Annotated in this window: 17 protein-coding genes and 1 pseudogene; 16 read left to right on the top strand and 2 right to left on the bottom strand. The window is 61.9% G+C overall.

All coding sequences use genetic code 11. From position 1 onward, the window contains the following. Positions 1-123 precede the first annotated feature (123 nt). Together epsC and V3H18_RS01605 are read right to left on the bottom strand one after the other, a co-directional pair. Positions 124-1,071, bottom strand: coding sequence for a serine O-acetyltransferase EpsC (gene epsC / locus V3H18_RS01610; protein ID WP_332080132.1), 948 nt, complete (start codon positions 1,069-1,071; stop codon positions 124-126). A gap of 59 nt (positions 1,072-1,130) precedes the next feature. Further along, the gene (locus V3H18_RS01605; RefSeq protein ID WP_332080131.1) at positions 1,131-1,622 is read right to left on the bottom strand and encodes a GlcG/HbpS family heme-binding protein; all 492 of its coding nucleotides are present in this window, start codon (positions 1,620-1,622) and stop codon (positions 1,131-1,133) included. A 234-nt stretch (positions 1,623-1,856) separates the two neighbouring features. Between V3H18_RS01605 and V3H18_RS01600 the strand changes: the two genes are divergently transcribed. The 16 genes and pseudogenes from V3H18_RS01600 to V3H18_RS01525 all read left to right on the top strand — a co-directional run. Next, the gene (locus tag V3H18_RS01600; RefSeq protein WP_332080129.1) at positions 1,857-2,495 is read left to right on the top strand and encodes a helix-turn-helix domain-containing protein; all 639 of its coding nucleotides are present in this window, start codon (positions 1,857-1,859) and stop codon (positions 2,493-2,495) included. Between the two features lie 229 nt (positions 2,496-2,724). After that, entirely contained in the window at positions 2,725-3,672 is a 948-nt protein-coding gene (locus V3H18_RS01595) for a family 2A encapsulin nanocompartment shell protein (protein ID WP_332080127.1), read from the top strand. 68 nt (positions 3,673-3,740) lie between these two features. After that, the gene (locus V3H18_RS01590) at positions 3,741-6,029 is read left to right on the top strand and encodes a family 2A encapsulin nanocompartment cargo protein cysteine desulfurase (RefSeq protein ID WP_332080125.1); all 2,289 of its coding nucleotides are present in this window, start codon (positions 3,741-3,743) and stop codon (positions 6,027-6,029) included. Between the two features lie 120 nt (positions 6,030-6,149). Beyond that, complete coding sequence (locus V3H18_RS01585; protein ID WP_332080124.1) at positions 6,150-6,599, top strand: RrF2 family transcriptional regulator; 450 nt, start codon at positions 6,150-6,152, stop codon at positions 6,597-6,599. A gap of 374 nt (positions 6,600-6,973) precedes the next feature. After that, positions 6,974-9,319 (top strand): DUF1549 and DUF1553 domain-containing protein, encoded by a 2,346-nt coding sequence (locus tag V3H18_RS01580; RefSeq protein WP_332080122.1) that lies wholly within the window; start codon positions 6,974-6,976, stop codon positions 9,317-9,319. A 44-nt stretch (positions 9,320-9,363) separates the two neighbouring features. Then, on the top strand, positions 9,364-10,827 hold the full coding sequence (locus V3H18_RS01575) for a DUF1501 domain-containing protein (protein ID WP_332080121.1): 1,464 nt from the start codon (positions 9,364-9,366) through the stop codon (positions 10,825-10,827). Beyond that, positions 10,824-11,180: a cupredoxin domain-containing protein gene (locus V3H18_RS01570; RefSeq protein ID WP_332080120.1), complete on the top strand. Its 357-nt coding sequence runs from the start codon at positions 10,824-10,826 to the stop codon at positions 11,178-11,180. Before V3H18_RS01575 ends, V3H18_RS01570 begins: the two co-directional genes overlap by 4 nt. Beyond that, positions 11,177-11,590: a hypothetical protein gene (locus V3H18_RS01565; RefSeq protein WP_332080118.1), complete on the top strand. Its 414-nt coding sequence runs from the start codon at positions 11,177-11,179 to the stop codon at positions 11,588-11,590. The genes V3H18_RS01570 and V3H18_RS01565 overlap by 4 nt, the downstream gene beginning before the upstream one ends. 53 nt (positions 11,591-11,643) lie before the next feature. Next, positions 11,644-12,537, top strand: a complete 894-nt coding sequence (locus tag V3H18_RS01560; protein ID WP_332080117.1) for a dienelactone hydrolase family protein — start codon at positions 11,644-11,646, stop codon at positions 12,535-12,537. Between the two features lie 46 nt (positions 12,538-12,583). After that, complete coding sequence (locus tag V3H18_RS01555) at positions 12,584-13,129, top strand: rhodanese-like domain-containing protein (RefSeq protein WP_332080116.1); 546 nt, start codon at positions 12,584-12,586, stop codon at positions 13,127-13,129. A 75-nt stretch (positions 13,130-13,204) separates the two neighbouring features. After that, positions 13,205-13,759 (top strand): peroxiredoxin, encoded by a 555-nt coding sequence (locus V3H18_RS01550; RefSeq protein ID WP_332080115.1) that lies wholly within the window; start codon positions 13,205-13,207, stop codon positions 13,757-13,759. Positions 13,760-13,829: 70 nt separating this feature from the next. Further along, on the top strand, positions 13,830-14,336 hold the full coding sequence (locus tag V3H18_RS01545) for a c-type cytochrome (RefSeq protein ID WP_332080113.1): 507 nt from the start codon (positions 13,830-13,832) through the stop codon (positions 14,334-14,336). A 21-nt stretch (positions 14,337-14,357) separates the two neighbouring features. Further along, positions 14,358-15,167: a cytochrome b/b6 domain-containing protein gene (locus V3H18_RS01540; protein WP_332080112.1), complete on the top strand. Its 810-nt coding sequence runs from the start codon at positions 14,358-14,360 to the stop codon at positions 15,165-15,167. 333 nt (positions 15,168-15,500) lie between these two features. Next, positions 15,501-18,029: a TonB-dependent receptor gene (locus V3H18_RS01535; protein ID WP_332080111.1), complete on the top strand. Its 2,529-nt coding sequence runs from the start codon at positions 15,501-15,503 to the stop codon at positions 18,027-18,029. A gap of 69 nt (positions 18,030-18,098) precedes the next feature. Continuing rightward, positions 18,099-18,863 carry an outer membrane protein gene (locus V3H18_RS01530; protein ID WP_332080110.1) on the top strand — a complete coding sequence of 255 codons (765 nt, stop codon included), beginning with the start codon at positions 18,099-18,101 and terminating at the stop codon, positions 18,861-18,863. A gap of 237 nt (positions 18,864-19,100) precedes the next feature. Then, positions 19,101-19,557: pseudogene (locus V3H18_RS01525) on the top strand (hypothetical protein); the annotation flags it as partial.

Raw genomic sequence — 19,557 nt, 5'->3', positions numbered from 1 at the left:
GGCAAACTGCCGCCCTTCGGGGCGGCTTTTTTTTGGCGTTGCGCGCGGCGGGGGCTTCGCCGCGAAAAAAACCTGCATGAAGCCATCGGTTCATGCAGGCGCTCTTCCCCGAGATTTTGAAAATCAAATTCCGCCGCCGTTGTCGAAACTGTCGCTGCGCGCTTTCGCCTGGGTGATGTTGCTGCCCGGCGGCACGCTATGCGTCAGCCAGACATTGCCGCCGATCGAAGATCCCTTGCCGATGGTGATGCGGCCGAGAATCGTCGCGCCGGCATAGACCACGACATTGTCCTCGAGAATGGGATGACGATCCTTGCCCTTGACCAGCGCGCCGTCCTCGTCGACTTCGAAACGCTTTGCGCCGAGAGTCACCGCCTGATAGAGGCGCACATGCTTGCCGATGCGCGCCGTCTCGCCGATCACGACGCCCGTGCCGTGATCGATGAAGAAGCTCTCGTCGATCGTCGCCCCCGGATGAATGTCGATGCCCGTTTCGGAATGCGCCATTTCGGCGATGACGCGCGCGAGCATCGGCGCGCCGAGGAGGTAAAGCTGATGCGCGAGGCGATGCCGAATGACCGCGGCGACGCCCGGATAGCAAAAGACGATCTCGTCATGGCTGCGCGCCGCCGGGTCGCCTTCGAGCGCGGCGCGAATGTCGGCGTCGAGGAGCGCGCGCACCTTGGGCAGGGACTGCGCAAAGGCGACGGCGATTTCGGCGGCGCGAGCGGCGTCGTTGAGCGCCGTCGTTCCCGAGCCGTGGGAATTGAGCTTTAATTCGCGGCTGACTTGCTCTTCGAGCGCGCGCAGGGTCTTTTCGAGAATGAAGGTGAGATAGCCGTCGACGCTATTGGGCGTGAGTTCCGGCGGCCCGAAATGGCGCGGGAAGAGCGCGGCGACGAGTCCGTCGACGATTGTTATCATTTCCTTGCGCGAGGGCAGCGCCGGCAGCGCGCCGTCGCCGTAGCGGCTTCTTTGCGAGGCGACGCGCAAAGCGCGCAGCTCGGACACGATGTTTCCCACTCCCAGGCGATCCTGCGGCGCTGTGGCGGGAGGGTTTTGCGCTGTCATCGAAAGGATCCTCAGCGGCGAAATGAATTCGCCGGCGCGCGGGCGCCGGCGAGGCGTGGCTATTTCAGCTGATCGGCGACCTTGTCGATCGCGGCTTTGGCGCAGGCTTCGTCCTTCTCGCCGCCTGGCGCGCCGGAGACGCCGACGGCGCCGATCACCGTCTCGCCGACCTTGATCGGCAAGGCGCCGCGCGCCGCGACGACATTGGCGAGATGCAGCGCGCCGGCCGAGGGGGTGTCCTTTACGCGATCGGCGAATTCGCCGGACGGCACCCGGAAGGTGCGCGACGTATAGGCCTTGCGCTGGCTGTTTTCGATCGTATGCGGCGCGGTGCCGTCGCCGCGCAGCGCGACGAGGGACTGGCCTTCGAGGCCGACGACGGAAACGGAGACATTGTAGCCCTGCTGCAGACACGTCTGATAGGCGGTCTCCGCGATCGTCAGCGCGATCGGCGTCGAGAGGGCCTTGATGGTCAAGAGCTCCGCCTGTGCGGGCGTCAGGCCGGCGAGGGCGACAAGGCTCGCCGCCAGAGAAAAGGACACGGATTTCATAAGATGTGCTCCACGCTGAAGCCGCCGTGATCAGCGACTTTAATCATATTAAATTGATATATTGATAGAGACAAGAAGGCGCGCGGAAGGATCGAGCGCCGCGTAACTTTTCGGGCGATGTAGCCTTTTTAAGTTTGTAAAACATTGTATTATTGAATCCGCTGCGCCGCGTGAAAACCGCTTGACCGGCGGGTCGCGCGCAATTTAAATGTTATAAATGATCGGAATTATCAAATGAATCGCGCGCGCGTGCGACACATCCCGGGCTTGGAGGGTCGGCCGGCTTCTCGCGGCGCGCTCGCGGCTGTCGTCGCCGATCGACTCAAGAGACTCATCGGCAAGAAGGGCCGTTCCTTCGAGCGCCTCGCCGAACTTAGCGGAATCGATTGTAAGGAGCTTTTGCGGATCGAAACGGGCGTCGAGACGCCGACTCTCGATCATCTCTGGCGCATCGCCAATGCGCTCGCCATTCCTTTGGGAAGTCTGATCGCCGCTAAGGAGCGGCTGGGCGTTCTCGTCATGCGTAACGACCATGCGCAGACCGTCGCTTCGCGGGACGGCAATTGCCGCACGCGCCCGCTGTTCCCTTATGACAGCGAGCGTCCCGTCGAATTCTACGAGGTCACTCTCGCGCCCGGCGCCGTTCAGCATGCGGAGGCGCATGCGCCGGGCACGAAGGAGAATATCGTCGTCGCGAGAGGCCGCGTCGAAATCGCGGTGGGACGCGAGGCGCCGCAACGGCTGACCGAAGGCGACGCGATCGATTTCCTGGCGGACGTTCCGCACAGCTATCGCAATCTCTCCGAGTCTGCCGCGACATTCTATCTCGTGATGTCCTACGATCCCGACGCATTCGCGGAAAGCGCGTCGTAAAGGGCGAACGCCGTCGCGTCGCGGGCTGAATCCTCTATTAAAATGATGGACGCCATAGTCGAGGTATAGGTATATATATTCAGTATTAGAATAGTATATTGCAAGACGAAATTATTTTTTTTACTCTGATATTATTGCAAAGACCTCGTCGCTCTTGTAAGGGTTGCTGCGACGCCGGCGGCGTTTCAGCCGCGCTCTTTTTGTCCAAGCCTGTCTCAAGGAATTTGCGATGACAGCCGATCCCGAAGCTAGACGAACGCTCAGCGAATCAGCCGCGAGGCAGCTTGCGAACGCCACGAAGACGCGTCCGCAATGGTCCGGCATCACGCCGAGATGGCTCGTGTCCTTTCTGCCCTGGGTGCCGGTCGAGGCGGGCATTTATCGTCTGAACCGCGTCAAGGAGGCGTCCGCGCTCACCGACGCGGACGTGCAATGCAGTCCCGCCCGCGACCGCGACGCGGATCTGCCCGAGACCTTCGTCGATTATGAGGACGCGCCGCGCGAATATTCGATGAATGCGGTGACGACCGTGCTCGACGTGCAGACGCGCGTTTCCGATCTCTACAATCATCCCTATGATCAGATTCAGGAGCAAATCCGCCTGCTCACCGAAAAGGTGAAGGAAAGGCAGGAGGCCGAACTCATCAACAATGCGGAATACGGATTTCTGCCGAACGCCGCGCCGTCGATGAAGATCAAGACGCGGGGCGGCGCGCCGACGCCCGACGATCTCGACGAACTGATCGCGAAAGTCTGGAAGGAGCCGGCCTTCTTCCTCGCGCATCCGCGCGCCATCGCCGCTTTTGGTCGCGAATGCACGCGCCGCGGCGTTCCCCCGCCAACCGTCACGCTTTTCGGATCGCCGTTCTTGACCTGGCGCGGTCTGCCGCTCGTGCCGAGCGACAAGCTCTATATCGACGAAAACGGCAACACCAATATTCTTCTGCTGCGCACCGGCGAGAAGAAGCAGGGCGTCATCGGCCTGTTCCAGCCGGGCGTCCCGGGCGAGGTCGCGCCGAGCCTTTCGGTGCGCTTCATGGGCATTAATCGCAAGGCGATCGCCTCTTATCTGATCTCGCTCTATTGCTCGGCGGCGGTCCTTACCCATGACGCGCTCGGCGTGCTCGAAGAGGTGAACGTCGGCAAATATCATAAATACGACGACACATACGCCTGATCGTCTTTGCCAGTGCCTGTTCGCCGCCGGCGGCGTCCGCCGGCGGAGGATTTGAGGACGCCCGCATCATGAAGCCTGCGCAGCCGCCGACGCCTCCAATCGAAACGCCGGGTTTTTCCGACGCCCCTGCGGAAGCGACGCCAAACTGGCCGGACGCCGCCCTGATCGCGCAGTTCGCCAACGCCTTCTTCAGGGCGCCGCCGACGCAAACGCCGATCAATCCGTCCGTCGACCATTTGACGGCGCAATCGGCGCTGCCGGGCCTGCCCGTCGCCGCGCCGAGCCTTCCCGACACGCCGGCGCCGTCGGTCGTGACTTCCGCCGCGCCCTTTACGCCGGCGCGTCCGCCCTTCGGTCCGCCCGACATCCCGCCGACGACTATTCCCTCGGTCGTGCCGACGCCTAACATTCCCGCACCCTCGGCGCCGACCAATATGCAATCGCCGACGCGCCCCTTTGGAATCGCCGATCTGCCGCAGCCCGGCGCCTCGCTCGGATCCACCGACGCGCCCAATGCGCCATCCGGGCTCGATTTCACGGGTTTGCCGCGAATGTTCGACGCGACCGTTCTTAATCTCGATCTTGCGCCCGAACGCGCGCCCGCCCTCGGCATTAACGCGCCCGCGGTTCCCGGCGGCGGCGCGCCGGCGCCAGTCGACAATCTTTATTTCCTGCATGAGCGCGGGCCCGTCGCCGCGCCGGCGCCGGCGCCTTCGTCCTTCGAGACGCGCGCGAAGAATGGCGCGCCGGTTCCAGCGCCCATTCCCGAGACGCCCGACGTCGCGCGATATGCGCCGCCGCCGGATGGCGAATATGAAAATTACGCGCACGGCGCCAGCGCGCCCTTGAGCGAAGAGGGCGCCATCTTCGCGCGGCCGTCGGAGGCGGATGCGCATCGCTTCTCCGATGTCGCGGGATTCGTTACGCCGCCCATTCCGCCCATCGTCTCCTCGGCGGCGCCGACGATGATCGGACCGGGCGCGGCAGGGCCAGCGGCGACGGACGCGCTTTATTTCATCGACCACGACGGCGGACATGCGCCCGGCGTCGCTCCATCAACGTCGCCGGCGGAAGCGAAGGGATTCGAGCCCGAGCTTTCCGCTCAACCTGCGTCGCGCGCGGGCGTCTTCGATCCCTACAGCGTCAAGCGCGACTTTCCGATCCTTCAGCAACAGGTGCATGGCAAGCCGCTTATCTGGCTCGACAACGCCGCGACGACGCAAAAGCCGCTGTCGGTCATCGACCGGCTGTCGCATTTCTATGAATATGAAAACTCCAACATTCATCGCGCCGCGCACGCCCTGGCGGCGCGTTCGACCGACGCCTATGAGGCGGCGCGCGAAAAGACCCGGCGCTTCCTGAAGGCGCCTTCGGTCAAGGGCGTGATCTTCGTGCGCGGCGCGACCGAAGCGATCAATCTCGTGGCGCAGGCCTGGGGTCGCCGCAATGTGGGCGAGGGCGACGAGATCGTCATTTCCTGGCTCGAACATCACGCCAATATCGTTCCCTGGCAGCAGCTCTGCGCCGAAAAGGGGGCGCGCCTGCGCGTGGCGCCGGTGGACGATTGCGGCCAGATCATTCTTGAAGAATATGAGAAGCTGCTCAATCCGAGAACGCGCATCGTCGCGCTCACGCAAGTCTCGAATGCGCTCGGCACGGTGACGCCCGTGCACGAACTCACCGCCATGGCGCATCGCCATGGCGCGCGGGTGCTGATCGACGGCGCGCAATCGGTGTCGCACCTCCCCGTCGACGTGCAGTCGATCGACTGCGACTTTTTCGTCTTTTCGGGCCACAAAGTATTCGGTCCGACAGGCATCGGCGTCGTCTATGGCAAGCAGGAGGTTCTCGAACATATGCCGCCCTGGCAGGGCGGCGGCAATATGATCGCCGACGTGACCTTCGAGAAGACGATCTATCAGGGCGCGCCGGAGCGTTTCGAGGCGGGGACCGGCAATATCGCCGACGCCGTAGGCCTTGGCGCCGCGCTCGATTACGTCGAGGCGATCGGCATGGAGGTCATCGCGCGTTACGAGCATGACCTGCTCGTCTACGCCATGGAGAAGATGCGAACCGTGCCCGGCCTGCGCTTCATCGGAACGGCCAAGGAGAAAGCCTCGGTTCTTTCCTTCGTGCTCGATGGACATGAGACGCAGGACGTGGGCAAGGCGCTCGACCGGGAAGGGATCGCCGTCCGCGCCGGGCATCATTGCGCCCAGCCGATTCTGCGCCGTTTCGGCCTCGAGGCGACGGTGCGGCCGTCGCTCGCCTTTTATAACACCTGCGAGGATGTCGACGCGCTGGTTGCGGCCTTGTTGCGCTTGCAGGCCGGCTATGGCGGGAGGCAGAGGGCGTAAGCGCGCCATAAATATCAAGAGCTTAAATTATTATTATAGTCTATCGTTTTAGTTGACTATTTGAGGCGCGGGCCTTAGGTTCTCGGGCGACCAAATCATTTTTCGAAGAGAACCGCCCGAGTGCTGACGAAAAAAGGAAAGTACGGCCTCAAGGCGATGGTCCATCTTGCGGATTTCGCTCCCGGCCAACCCGTGCCGGTGAAGGACATCGCAACCACGCAGAACATTCCGAAGAAATTTCTCGACGCCATTCTCGGCGAACTGCGCAATGCGGGCTTTGTGAATTCGAGGATGGGCAAGGGCGGCGGCTATACATTGGCGCGTCCCGCGAGCGAAATTCTGGTCGGCGATGTGATTCGCGCGATTGACGGTCCGCTCGCGCCTTTGCCCTGCGCCAGCCGATCGCGCTTTCATCCTTGCGAGGATTGCGGCGATGTCGATCATTGCGCCGTGCGCCTCGTGATGCTCGACGCGCAACGCGCGCTTTCCGATGTTTTGGACAATTGCAGCCTCGCCGAGATGCGCGCCATCGCCCACGCCGAGAACGGGCAATTGATGTACGACATTTGAATTTTCCACAGTTTTGCATGGATTAGCCGCTCCTATGGCGATCAGGACGGACCGTCGCCAAGAGAATCAGCCATTAAAATATGAATGATAATAGTCATTTGTGATCGACGTCGCGAGCCGGCCTAATTTCATATCTTTTAGCTAGACTTTATATAGTTGATATCCTAAATTCGTCATTGAACGCCCCTGCGGCGCTACGGCGAGTTGCGCGCGACGTCACATCGTTTCGCGCCACGACGCCGCGAGAATTTCGTCGCCAAGAACCGAACAAACGAAAGGTCGCGAACGGCAAACCCCACCCCACAACGAGATGACGGCGCTCCGATGTGAGCCGAGGGAATCCGCGCGGCGAACCGATGCATTGAGGTTGAAAAATGAGGACGATTGCAAAGAGAGGCTATCTCGCACTGTTCCTGAGCGTCTCCATCGCGGCGCTTGCTGTCGCCGCGGAGGAGAAGCCCGCTTCGGCGCCGGACGCGGCGGGCGCCGAAGCCGCCAAACCGGCCTCGAAGCCGCATTGGTCGTGGTTGCCGGCGCAGGGGCAATTCGCGCCGGTCGTGAAGCAGAAGCAATGGGTGCGTTCGCCTTTCGACGCTTTCGTGCTTGCGAAGATCGAAGCGAAGAATCTGGCTCCCTCGCCCGAAGCCGATCGCGCGACCTTTATCCGCCGCGCGACGCTCGACGCCTGGGGCCTCGTCCCCGCGCCGGAGGAAGTTGACGCTTTCGTGAATGATTCTTCGCCAGACGCCTATGAGAAGCTCGTCGACCGGCTGCTCGCCTCGCCGCGTTATGGCGAACGGCAGGCGCGTCTTTGGCTCGATCTTGCGCGCTACGCCGATTCGACCGGCTTCCAGAACGACAATACGCGGCCGAATCTTTTCCGTTATCGCGATTACGTCATCAAGGCGTTCAACGAGGACAAGCCCTACTCGCGCTTCATCCAGGAGCAGATCGCCGGCGACGAGATCGCGCCGAACGATCAGGACGTGCTGGTCGCGACCGGCTTCCTTGCGGGCTATCCCGACAACGCCAATTCGCGCGATCTCGTTCAGCGCAAATATCAGATCACGACGGATATCGTCGATACGATCGGCCAGGCCATTCTCGGCACGACCGTCGGCTGCGCGCGTTGCCACAATCATAAGAGCGACAAGTTCACGCAGAAGGACTATTACTCGCTACAAGCCTTCTTCGCCAATACGGCTTTCCACGAGAAGCAGCCAGCCAGGAAGGGCGAGCAGGAAATCGCTTACGAGAAGGCGCAGGCGATCTACGATGAGGCGACGAAGGACATTCGCGCCAAGCAGAAGGCGATCATCGACTCCGTCCATGACGCGGCGCTGAAATATCACAAGGAGCGCTATCTCACCGACAGCCGCGAGTCGATCTTCAAGCCGAAGGAGCAGTGGAACGCGCTCGACCGCTGGGTCAATCACCGTCTCGACGTCGTCACCGATCAGGCGGCGCTGGCGGCCTTCCTGCGCTATGCCGCGGAAGACAAATCGGCGCCGGAGCACAGTCCCGAAATCGTCGCCAAATGGGAGGAGTATCAGAAGCTCACCCAGGAGCTGCGCAAATTCGTCGATAAGCGCCCGACGCGTGGCGCGAACACATTCACCACCGCGACCGAGCTCGGCCATGCCGACGCGCCGCCCACCCATATCTATTTCGGCGGCAATCACGAACGTCCGCTGGAAGAGGTGCAGCCCGCCTTTCCCGAGGCGATGACCTCGGAGACGCCCGACATCAAGCCGACCGAGACGTCTTCCGGCCGACGCACCGCGCTCGCCAATTGGCTCGCGAGCCCAGCCAATCCGCTGACGGCGCGCGTTTTCGTCAACCGCGTCTGGAACCAGTATTTCGGCAAGGGCGTCGTCGCGACGGTCAGCGATTTCGGCAAGGCGGGCGACAAGCCGACCAATCAGGAACTGCTCGACCATCTTGCGGATCGCTTCGTTCGCGAAGGCTGGAGCGTCAAAAAACTTCACCGGGACATTCTGCTCTCGGCCACCTATCGGCAATCCTCGGATTATCGCGAGGACGTCGCCAAGGCGGACCCCGAGAACAAGCTGCTCGCCGTCTTCCCGCGCAAGCGGCTTGAGGCCGAAGAAATTCGCGACTCGATTCTCGTCGCCTCCGGCAAGCTGAACGGAGAGGTGGGCGGTCCAAGCGTCTATCCGCCCATTCCGGAAAATCTCACGGGCGGGGGCAATTTCAATCAGGATCCCGCCTGGACCACCTCGAAAGACCCCAAGGATCATGTCCGCCGGAGCCTTTACATCTTCACGCGGCGCAGCCTGCCTTATCCGCTGCTCGAAACTTTCGACATGGCGAATGCGCAGCAGATCCACAGCAAGCGCGACGTGACGACGACGCCGCTGCAGGCGCTGACCCTCTACAACAGCGACATCGTCTTCCAATGGTCGCAGGCGCTCGCGGGCCGTATCATCAATGAGGCGGGGCCGGACGAAAACGCGCAGATCGAGCGTCTGTATCGAATCCTCTTCGCGCGCAAGCCGACCGACGCCGAGAAGGAGGCGCTGAGCGCCTTCCTCGCCGAGCATCAAAAGACGATCGCGACGAAGGCCGAGGATGGCAAACTGTCGCTCGCCATTCCGGTCGGCGCGAAGACGAAGCCGAGCGATCCGCTCCGCGCCGCCGCCTTCGTCGATCTCGTACACACCGTCGTGAATTCGAACGACTTCATCTACCGCTTCTAGAGCGCCCAGTAGAGCGCCCAGTCAGGTTGAAAGGAAACATCGCCATGCTTATCAAGACGTCGCGTCGCGAATGGCTGCGGGGAGCAGCTTATGGAGCAGGCGGCTTCGCCGTCAGCGGAATGATGCCCGGCGGCGGCTGGTTCGGCGCGCCTCTCGCCAATGCGGCGACTTTCGTCGACCCGCTGGCGCCCAAGGAGCCGCATTTCGCGCCCAAAGTGAAATCGGTCATCTGGCTGCATATGGACGGCGCGCCGAGCACGCTCGATCTCTTCGACTACAAGCCCGATCTGATCAAGCTCGCGGGTCAGGACGTGCCGGAGTCATTCCTGCAGGGCATCAAGACCAGCACGCAGGGCGGCGTCGGCAAGCTCTTCGCTTCGAACCGCACCTGGAAGCAATATGGCGAGAGCGGCGCATGGTTCTCCGATTGGGTTCCAAACATCGCACAGCACGCCGACAAGCTCACCTTCATCAAATCGAGCGTCACGGTCGGCGCGACTCATGACATTTCGATCCTGAAGCTCAACACCGGCGATCTGACGCCGGGCCGCCCCTCGCTCGGCGCCTGGATCGTCTATGCGCTTGGCTCCGCCAACCCGGACCTTCCGCCTTATGTCGTGCTCTATAACGGCAAGCGCGAGCCGCGCGCTGGTTCGGTGAACTGGAGCTCCGGCTTCCTGCCGGCGATCTATCAGGGCACGGCCTTCCGTCCGGGCGCGCAGCCGATCCTGCATCAGGCGCCGCCGGAGTTGATCGGCCTCGAACAGCAGCGCGAAAGTCTCGATCTCTTAAAGAAGCTCAACGACCTTCGCGCTGCTCAGCATCCCGAGGACACCGAGCTGCAGGCGCGCACGCGCTCCTATGATCTCGCCTATCGCATGGAGGCGACGGCGCCGGAGGCGGTCGATCTCAGCAAGGAGACCGAAGCGACCAAGGCGCTTTACGGCCTCAACGACGAAGCGACAAAGAGCTATGGCGTCGCGCTGTTGCGCGCGCGGCGGCTTGTCGAGCGCGGCGTGCGCTTCATCCAGGTCGTCTCCGGTCCGATTGAAGGCGCGGGCGTTGGCGATGACGCGAATTGGGACGCGCACCGCCAGCTGGAGAAGAATCACGGCGCGCATACCAAGGCGGTCGACAAGCCGATCGCCGGTCTCCTCAGCGATCTCGAGTCGCGCGGCCTGCTCGATCAGACGCTCATCGTCTGGACATCGGAATTCGGCCGCACTTCTTACGGCCAGAGCGGCGACGGCCGCGACCATAATCCCTGGGGCTATACGCAATGGCTCGCCGGCGGCGGCCTGAAGCACGGCTTCAGCTATGGCCAGACCGACGAGATCGGCTTGAAGACGGTGGAGAATCCCGTCGACACTTACGACCTCCACGCCACCGTGCTGCAATTGCTCGGCCTCGACCATCTCAAGACGATCTATCGCCGCGCCGGCCGGGCCGAGCGTCCGACGGTCGTCTATGGCAAGGTCGTCAAGGACATCCTCACGCCGGAATCATGATCGTTCGCACGATTTGGTGGGGAGCGAGGATTCCACTGCTCGCGGGTTTGGCGACAGGCGTCGCCGGCCCGCGAGCGCCCGCCGCCGACTCGCCGGCGACGGTCGCGATCGAAAACTTCGGCTTCCAGCCGGCCGAAATCGCCGTCAAGGCGGGCGCGCGGGTGAGGTTTGTCAACAAGGATCAAGTCCCGCATTCAATCGTCGTGGAGTCCGGCGGGCGCGAGATCTCTCGCTCCCCCGAACAGGTCGACGAAGACGAGACATTCGATGTCGTCCTCTCCAGTCCCGGCGAGGTTTCCTACTACTGCGGCCTGCATCTCGGCATGAAGGGCAGAATCTCTGTAACGCAATGAACGACAGCAAGAAAAGGAACGGCAGGTTTGCGCTTCTCGCGCTCTTGGCGGCGCTTTCGAGCGCGCCGGTCGCCGCGGCGATCGACCTGCGCGACTATGATAACGACCTGATGCGGGATCTCGACAAGACGATCAAATATTTCGAGCCGGACATCACCGCCCAGAACGCCGAGGCCGCGAAGGAAGACGCCGAAATTCTCCTCAACGGCTTCAAATACACCGAGGACTATTTCAAGAAGAAGGGCGCCGCGGACGCGGTCGAAATCTCGCGCAAGGGCCTGCAGGTCGTCGGCGACGCGATCAAGAACATCGATCAGAACGATTTCGACGCCGCCGCCGCCTCGGCGCGGGAGGCGCCGCAACTCTGCAAATCCTGCCATGACATCTATAAGCCGCGCCTCGCGCGTTGAGATCGGCGACGATCACGCGCAGGCGCATGAAAGAAGCATAAAGAGAGCGGACCATGACGCGGAAGACGGCCAAAGACTTTCACCCTGAGGTTCTCAAGAGCTTCGATCTCTATGTTCATGGCGACATAGACCGTCGCGGCTTTCTCGATCGCGTGGCGCGGCTGGGCCTCGGCGCGGGCGGCGCGGCGGCGACGCTGGAAGCGTTGTCGCCCCAATTCGCCCTCGGAGAGCAGGTCAAGAAGGACGATCCCCGCATCAAGGGCGAGAGGATCGAATTTTCGTCGCCGGCGGGCAATGGAACGGTCAAGGGCTATCTCGTGCAGCCGGCCAATGCGCAGGGAAAGCTGCCGACGGTTCTGGTGATCCACGAAAACCGCGGATTGAACCCCAATATTGAGGATGTCGCGCGCCGCGTCGCGCTTGCGAATTTCATCGCCTTCGCGCCCGACGGGCTGGCCCCGCTCGGCGGCTATCCTGGCGACGAGGACAAGGCGCGCGAATTATTCCCCAAACTCGATCAGACGAAGACGCGCGCCGATTTCATCGCCGCCGCCGGCGCCTTGAAGAAATTGCCGAACGCGACGGGAAAGCTCGGCGCCGTCGGCTTCTGCTATGGCGGCGGGATCGTCAACTTTCTGGCGACGAAGCTCGGCGCCGATCTTAACGCCGGCGTTCCGTTTTATGGGGCGCAACCGCCCGCGGACGAGGTCAAGAACATCAAGGCGCCGCTTCTTATCCATTACGCCGGGGAAGATGAGCGCATCAACGCCGGCTGGCCCGCTTATGAAGCGGCGCTGAAGGAAGCCGGTATCGACTATCAGGCTTTCATCTATCCAGGCGTGCAGCACGGTTTCTACAATGACACGACGCCGCGCTACGACGAGGCGGCGGCGAAGCTCGCCTGGGGAAGGACCATCGACTTCTTCAACGCGCATCTGCGCGGCTGACGAGAGACGCGCGTCTTTGCAAGAAATGTCCGACAGGAGCGTTCAAATGAACTCCAGCTTCAAGACTTCCGCGGTCGCTTTGGCCTTCGTGCTCTTCGCCGCATCGGCCATTGCGGCGGATAACGCAGTACAGGCGCCCCAAGCCGGAGAGCAACAGGCGGCGTCCGCTCCCGCGGCGGCGCCCGTCACGCCGGCGAATGATCCGCGCTACACCTATAAGACCCTGCGCCTCAATCGCGCCGCCTTCGATTCGCTCGCGGCGCGGCCCGAGCAGATCCTTATTCTCGACATTCGCAGGCCGGACGAATTGACGAAGATCGGGGGATTTCCGGTCTATCTCAGCATTCAGACCAATGACGTGCAGAAGAGCCTCGCCTACATCCCGCGCGATCGCGTGATCGTGACGGTTTCGAACCGCGCGCATCGCGCCGGCGCCATCGGCGATCTTCTGGCGAGTTACGGCTTTCATGTCGTCGGCGCCATCGGCGTGCTCGACTATCAGGATGAAGGCGGAACGCTGACCAAGATCGCGCCGCCGCCGCCAAGAACGGCCGCGGCCGAGCCGACTGCAGCCACCCCCCAAGCCAAATAAAGCTGGCGACCGCGCTTTTTCTTCGCGCCGCGCGTCGCGGCGCGACATTTTCACCAGACAGAAATGAGGTGCGTCATGAAACCGGGAAGTTTGCTCATGGGCCTGTGCTTCACGCTCGCGGCGACCTGCGCCCAGGCGGCGTTGAACATCGGCGAGTCAGCGCCGGACTTTAACCTGCCTGCGGCGATCGGCGGAAAGGACTTTAATTTTTCGCTCGCCGAGTCGTTGAAAAAGGGCCCGGTCGTTCTCTACTTCTATCCGAAGTCATTCACGCGCGGATGCACGATCGAGGCGCATGAATTTGCCGAAGGGCATGAGAAATTCGTCGCGGCCGGCGCTAGCCTGATCGGCGTTTCCGGCGATCCGATCGAGACGCAGCGCGAATTCTCCACCAAGGAATGCGCGAGCAAATTTCCGATCGGCGCCGATCCGAATTTTTCCGTCATCAACGCTTATGACGCGAAGCGGCTGAAGCCGAACGCCGCCGGAGAGGCTGTGGCCGACCGGATTTCATACGTCATCCTGCCCGATGGAAAGGTGGCCTTCGCTCTCGTCGACTCCAACCCCGTCAAACATGTCGAGGAGACGTTGGCCTTCGTCCGCAAGTGGCATGAAGAACATAAGTATTGAGAGAATAGCCGTCGCGGGGAAAGGGCCGCGCCGAGAACATGCGTCTTCGTCAAACAGGAGTGGGATAAATATGCTTCAATCCTCCACCGGTCCCCGCCGCATGGCGACTGTCGCCGGGGCTGCAGCCCTAAGCGCCCTTGTCTTTGCGTCGGCAAGAGCTCAGAGCCCGCAGCCCGCGGGACCTTCGCCGACGAAAGTCGCGGTCGAAAACCGGAAGGCCGCCTTTTCCCTGATCGGAAATTACTTCCGCTATTTCGGCGGCGTCGCGAAAGGAACCGTCGCTTATGACGAGGCCGAGGCGACGAAGCGCGCCGCCCGCATCGCATTCCTTTCCGGCCTGCTCGAAGAATCCTTTCCCGAAGGTTCGAATGTCGGCGAGCCGGATTCGAAGGCGAAGGCGGACGTCTGGAGCAACCGCGCCGATTTCGACAAGAAGCTGAAGGACTTCCAGACGCATGCGCAGGCGTTCGTCGACATCAACGCCAAGGAGAAAGGCGCGACCGACGGCTTGAAGACCGCGATCGCATCGCTCGCGCAGGACTGCAAGGGCTGCCACGACAGCTATAAGGCGAAGTAAGGAAATAAGACGAAGCAAGAAATGGCCCCGCGCGCGACGCGGGCGGGGCTTTTCGAAGATCGACAGGGCCGCGCGATGACGACGCTCGAGAATGATCGCCTTTCGTCCGCCGCGCAATCAAGCGCGCCGGCGGCGCCGGGCCGCAAGGCGAAGGTGTGGGACTGGCCCACGCGCTTCTTTCACTGGAGCCTCGCCGCATCCTTCATAGGCGCCTTTGTCACCAACAAGCTCGGCGCGAGCTATTTCGTCTATCACCTCTGGTTTGGCTATGCGGTCATCGTTCTCGTCATATTCCGCGTGATTTGGGGATTCGTCGGCACGCGGCACGCCAGATTCCATAATTTCGTTCGGGGGCCGCGCAGCGTGCTGCGCTATCTCAGCGCCGTCGGTCGCGGGCTGCGCACGCGCTATGCGGGTCATAATCCGCTCGGCGCGCTCATGGCGCTCGCGCTTCTATTTACGCTCGGCGTTCAGGCCGCTCTCGGCCTCTTCGGCGATGACGAAATTTTCAACGCCGGGCCTTTGGCAGGTCTCGTCAGCAAGGAGACGAGTCTCGCGCTCACCTCCCTGCATCGCAAAATTTTTTATGTGATCGCCGCCGCGGTCGGCGTGCATATCGTCGCGGTGCTCGTTCACGTGACGATCAAAGGCGAGCCGCTTATTCGCGCCATGGTGACGGGCCATAAGCCGACCCATCTCGTCGGCGCGGAGGACGCCATTGTCTCTTCAAAAAGCTGGCTCGCGATTTTCCTGCTGCTTGCGATTTCCGCCGCGTTTGCGCTCGCGCTCCATTTCGTCCCGCAAGCGGATGCGGGTCTTAGCGACTATTGAAGACTTGAGAAAATTCTCCTGAAGGGGATTTGCGCGGCGCGCTGAACATCCGCGCGAAGCTCGCGCGCTTTTGCGCGAGCGGCCGCTTTCCGCATGCGTCATGGGCCGCGCGACCGACGTCGCGCTTGTTGCGGATTTGCAACATTATCTATTAATCGCATCTATTTTAAATGATTCATGCGCCAGATATGCCGTGAAATATTGACCATTAGCTATAATCCTACATAGTCAATAGATCGATTGAACATCGATGGATGCGCGGCCAGCCACCCGCGGAGCCAGTAGAAATTGTTTCGCCGTCAGGGCGACGGCGGCGCGAATGGAGCGAGGGAAATGGGGTCCAGCGATTATGCGTTGCGTAAGCGATTGCTGTCGAGCGTGCGCTTTGCGCCCTTGGCGCTCATGGGAGGCGTTGCGGCAGGCCTGTTGAGCGCCGAGCGCTGCGCTCTGGCGGAGGATGCGCAGCCGGCGGCGGCTGCGGCGGCAAGCGCGCAGGTCGAGGACGTCAAGGTCACCGCCCGTCAGCGCGAGGAGAAGGCGCAAGATGTGCCGTTGCCCGTAAGCGTCGTCGGCCCCAAGACGCAGGAGCGCGAACGCCTGGAGCGTATGCAGGATTTCGCTCAAAAGGTTCCCAACTTCATTCCCTCGATCAACAATCCGCGCACGTCGGCGATGTCCATTCGCGGCATCTCGGGCATTTCAGGGGGTGCCGACGGATCGGAATCCGCGGTCGGCCTGATCGTGGACAATGTCTTTTATACGCATGTCGGCTTTCAATGGGCCGACTTCGTCGATCTTCAGTCCTTCGAGGTGGCGCGCGGCCCGCAAGGCACGCTGCTCGGCAAGAACACGACCGTCGGCGCCGTGGTCATTCGCACGCAGCTTCCGTCCTTCGTGCGGTCAGCGACCTACGAACAGATTTTCGGCAATTACAATCGCTTCATCGAGAAGCTGAATGTCACCGGGCCAATCATCGACGACAAGCTCGCGGGGCGCGTGACATTCTATTTCGACAAGGGCGACGGCTGGATTCAGAACCAGTTCAACGGCCAAAAGCTATTGGACAATAATCGTTGGGGCGTCCGTGGCCAGCTCCTTTATGTCGGCGACAATTTCACCGACCGCCTCATCTTCGACCGGCTCCGTTCGGACGAGTACAACAATTACGGTAATGGCGCGATCGGCGATTCCTTCCCCTTATGGGCGAACGGCGCGCCCGCGCGGCTCTACTCGCAAAATCTCGCGAGTCGTTTGCATTGGCCGGTATTTTCCTTTGATCCCTACAAGCCTTATCTGACGCGGCTCGGCAAGCTCGACCAGCGCACCCATGGTCTGTCGAACGAGATCAATTACACGATCGGCGAGAACACGCTGACGGCGGTCTCGGCATGGCGCGAATTCGTGCTGCATCCGAGAAATTCGACCGGCAATAATCTTACCGACATCAGCAGCAACGCCTACGACGTCTATGTCGACCAATATTCGCATGAGACGCGGCTCGCCTCGCCCTCCGGCCAGACGCTCGAATGGACGGTCGGCAACTATAATCTCTACGAGAAAATCTGGTCCTACAATCACGTCGATTACGGTTCGCAGGCCAATCAATGGTTCCAAAATAACTTCAACGCCAGTCCCTACGGGCTTTGGGGACTCGAATATCGCAACGACGGCAAGGCGCGCACATTCAGCACGGCGCTGTTCGCACAGGCCACCTGGCACATCGACGAACAATGGGCGCTGACCTTCGGCCTGCGCGATACATTTGAAATTCGCGGCGGCTCCGACTTCGGCTGGATCAAGGGGATAAGTTCGGTCAATCAGATCGCCGCGGTGAAGACGGCTACCGGCGGCACGAGCTATTTCGACACGGGCGGACAGGAAAAGAGCAACAATTCGCTTTCGGGACTCCTCAACCCCTCCTACCGCTACAACGAAAATGTGATGGTCTATAGCTCCGTCGCGCGCGGCGAGAAATCTGGCGCGATCAACACCCAGGCTTTGCCGATCCTCGACAGCGCCGGCAACTTCAAGGCCTGGCAGCCGCTCATCACCAAGCCGGAAACGTCTTGGGATTACGAACTTGGCGCGAAGACCAACTGGCTCGACGGCAAGCTGATTTTAAACGCCAACTTCTACTGGAACGACATCTATAATTTTCAGTCGATCCTCGTGAACACGGATTATACCGACGTCACCGGCGTTCCGTTGCGCAAGAATTTTCTCGGCAATATCGGGCATGTGCGCTTGCGCGGCTTTGAATGGGACGGACGCTGGAGTCCCATTGAGCGGCTTTGGCTCACCTTCTCCGGCGCCCTGACGGAAGCGCGCTATATCGACTATGCGAAGGCCGCGCCGCCGCAGGAATGGACCTGGCCGGCCGCCGCCAACGCGGGCGGCGTCGGCATTTTCGCAGGCTTGCCCGCGCCCGGTTACATCAGCCTCTCCGGCATGCCGATCACCGGCGGCGTTTCCGGCAATAATCCGGTGCCGCGCGTCTCATTCAACGTCGGCTACAATCACGAATATCCGCTCGGCGCGATCTTCAGCGATTTCGGACCGAGCTATCAGGTTCCGGTGACGCTGTTCAGCTACGCCAATGCGACATGGCGCGACAAGACGCAGCTCTCGAGCCCCGTGTCCATCTATCCGATCTTTCAGCCGGCTTACGCGCTCGTCAACGCGGGCGTCGGTCTGAAAACGGAAGACGAGACCTATAGCGCGAACCTTTGGGTGAGGAACCTGCTCGACGAACGCGTCGTCGTCACTGAAGCGTTCGGCAGTCCGACGGCGGCGTCCACACTGACCTTCGCGGCCGACAATCCGCGCACTTATGGCGTCACCTTGCGCGTCAAATTGTACTGAGAGGCGCGCGCCATGACCCTCTTAACAAATCACCCGGATGCAAAAGCGTCAGTTCAAGGAGCAGCGACAATGATACGGAAAATCGAAGCGGGGTTCATCGGAGGCTTGTTCAGCCTGGCGGCGAGCGGCGCGATCGCCGCCGACCTTCCCGCGACTAAAGCGCCGCCGGTTCCTCCTCCGCCAGTCTTCAGCTGGCAGGGGCCCTATCTCGGCATTTACGCCGGCGCCCTGCTTGGCGACGGGAACTTCACGCTGCTCTCTTCGACGCCGCTGCGCGGCGAGGCTTTCGTCGGCGGCGGCGCGGTCGGCTATAATTGGCAGTGGGACGAACATATCGTTCTCGGCCTCGAGGCCGATTTCGGCTATCGCGGTCCGCTGCAGGTCGCGCGCGTCAATTACGTCAATCCGAGCGCGACCTATGGCGGCGTCCTCGGCACGGGGCGCGTGCGCGTCGGATACGCCTTCGCGCCGCGCTGGCTCGCTTATGGCGCCGCCGGTTTCGTCTTCGGCACGAATTTCACGCCGCGTCGCTTCGATGCGACTCTTCCCCTGACATTCGGCGAAGTCAGCACCGGCCCGACCGTGCGTCCCGGCTGGACCGCCGGCGCCGGCGTCGAATACGCCTGGTCGGATCGCATCTCCGTCAAGGCGGAATATCTCTATGCCTGGCTCGCGAACTCCGGCGTCAATTACGCGACGACGCTCGGGTCCATCCCGGCGAATGTCCGAAGCGCAGGCCATATTGTGCGCGGCGGGTTGAATTATCATTTCGCCTTTGGCGGGCCGGCGACGCCGCTGGCGGCGGCTCCCCCTCCGCCGCCCGTGACGAAATAGCCTTTACGCCCGCTAGAGAAACATGAGTTAATAACCACATGGATCGCGATGTCGCGGCGGGGTCGGGCTGGCGCTCGGGCCCGCCGCTTCTGTTATGGAATACTAGGTATTTGCTTCGCGCGGCGATATTGCGCAGCGCGGGCTGATTTTTTTGATCTGCTTATATAATCATATTGCGACGATAGGATTTATCATATATTGCTGATCGAGTTTTACCCGCGAAAGAGGTTCCCGACGATGTCGATCGCCGCTGCGCCGACTTACCAAGACGTCACTAATCATGCGCTCGGCGACGATCAGGGCGACTCGCAGGGCGTGCAGTCGCTGCTTCAATCCACTCCCGCGCGCCCGCATTATCCCGCCCAGGTCGGCGCCGTTCTGCTCTATGCGGTGATTCTGGGCGCGCTCGTCACGCTGACTTTCAGGACCGCCGAAAAGATCGCCGAGGAAGAGCAGGTCATCGAACTGGCGCCGATGCCGGTCCAGGAGGAGCCGCCGCCGCAAGACGAATTGCCGCCTCCTGAAACGATGGAGATTCCGGAACTGCCGCCGCCGCCCGCGGTTATCGATCCCATCGCGCCGGTCGAAGAAAAGCCCAAACCGCCGCCGCAGCCGGCTAAGCCGAAGACCGAGAAAGTCGCCCCCAAGCCCAGCGCCGCGCCGCGCGCGACGGGAGCCCCGGCGGTCGCCGCGC

Origin of the sequence: Methylocystis borbori (genome assembly GCF_036576025.1) — a bacterium.
In the GTDB taxonomy this organism is placed as follows: Bacteria; Pseudomonadota; Alphaproteobacteria; order Rhizobiales; family Beijerinckiaceae; genus Methylocystis; species Methylocystis borbori.
Note: the sequence above shows the minus strand (reverse complement) of the source record. Positions and strands in the feature narration are given on the sequence as shown.

Bases quoted from the DNA above. Each gene is read 5' to 3' on its own strand.
- epsC (WP_332080132.1), bottom strand. From the start codon at position 1,071: ATGACAGCGCAAAACCCTCCCGCCACAGCGCCGCAGGATCGCCTGGGA.
- V3H18_RS01605 (WP_332080131.1), bottom strand. From the start codon at position 1,622: ATGAAATCCGTGTCCTTTTCTCTGGCGGCGAGCCTTGTCGCCCTCGCC.
- V3H18_RS01600 (WP_332080129.1), top strand. From the start codon at position 1,857: ATGAATCGCGCGCGCGTGCGACACATCCCGGGCTTGGAGGGTCGGCCG.
- V3H18_RS01595 (WP_332080127.1), top strand. From the start codon at position 2,725: ATGACAGCCGATCCCGAAGCTAGACGAACGCTCAGCGAATCAGCCGCG.
- V3H18_RS01590 (WP_332080125.1), top strand. From the start codon at position 3,741: ATGAAGCCTGCGCAGCCGCCGACGCCTCCAATCGAAACGCCGGGTTTT.
- V3H18_RS01580 (WP_332080122.1), top strand. From the start codon at position 6,974: ATGAGGACGATTGCAAAGAGAGGCTATCTCGCACTGTTCCTGAGCGTC.
- V3H18_RS01575 (WP_332080121.1), top strand. From the start codon at position 9,364: ATGCTTATCAAGACGTCGCGTCGCGAATGGCTGCGGGGAGCAGCTTAT.
- V3H18_RS01570 (WP_332080120.1), top strand. From the start codon at position 10,824: ATGATCGTTCGCACGATTTGGTGGGGAGCGAGGATTCCACTGCTCGCG.
- V3H18_RS01565 (WP_332080118.1), top strand. From the start codon at position 11,177: ATGAACGACAGCAAGAAAAGGAACGGCAGGTTTGCGCTTCTCGCGCTC.
- V3H18_RS01560 (WP_332080117.1), top strand. From the start codon at position 11,644: ATGACGCGGAAGACGGCCAAAGACTTTCACCCTGAGGTTCTCAAGAGC.
- V3H18_RS01555 (WP_332080116.1), top strand. From the start codon at position 12,584: ATGAACTCCAGCTTCAAGACTTCCGCGGTCGCTTTGGCCTTCGTGCTC.
- V3H18_RS01550 (WP_332080115.1), top strand. From the start codon at position 13,205: ATGAAACCGGGAAGTTTGCTCATGGGCCTGTGCTTCACGCTCGCGGCG.
- V3H18_RS01545 (WP_332080113.1), top strand. From the start codon at position 13,830: ATGCTTCAATCCTCCACCGGTCCCCGCCGCATGGCGACTGTCGCCGGG.
- V3H18_RS01540 (WP_332080112.1), top strand. From the start codon at position 14,358: ATGGCCCCGCGCGCGACGCGGGCGGGGCTTTTCGAAGATCGACAGGGC.
- V3H18_RS01535 (WP_332080111.1), top strand. From the start codon at position 15,501: ATGGGGTCCAGCGATTATGCGTTGCGTAAGCGATTGCTGTCGAGCGTG.
- V3H18_RS01530 (WP_332080110.1), top strand. From the start codon at position 18,099: ATGATACGGAAAATCGAAGCGGGGTTCATCGGAGGCTTGTTCAGCCTG.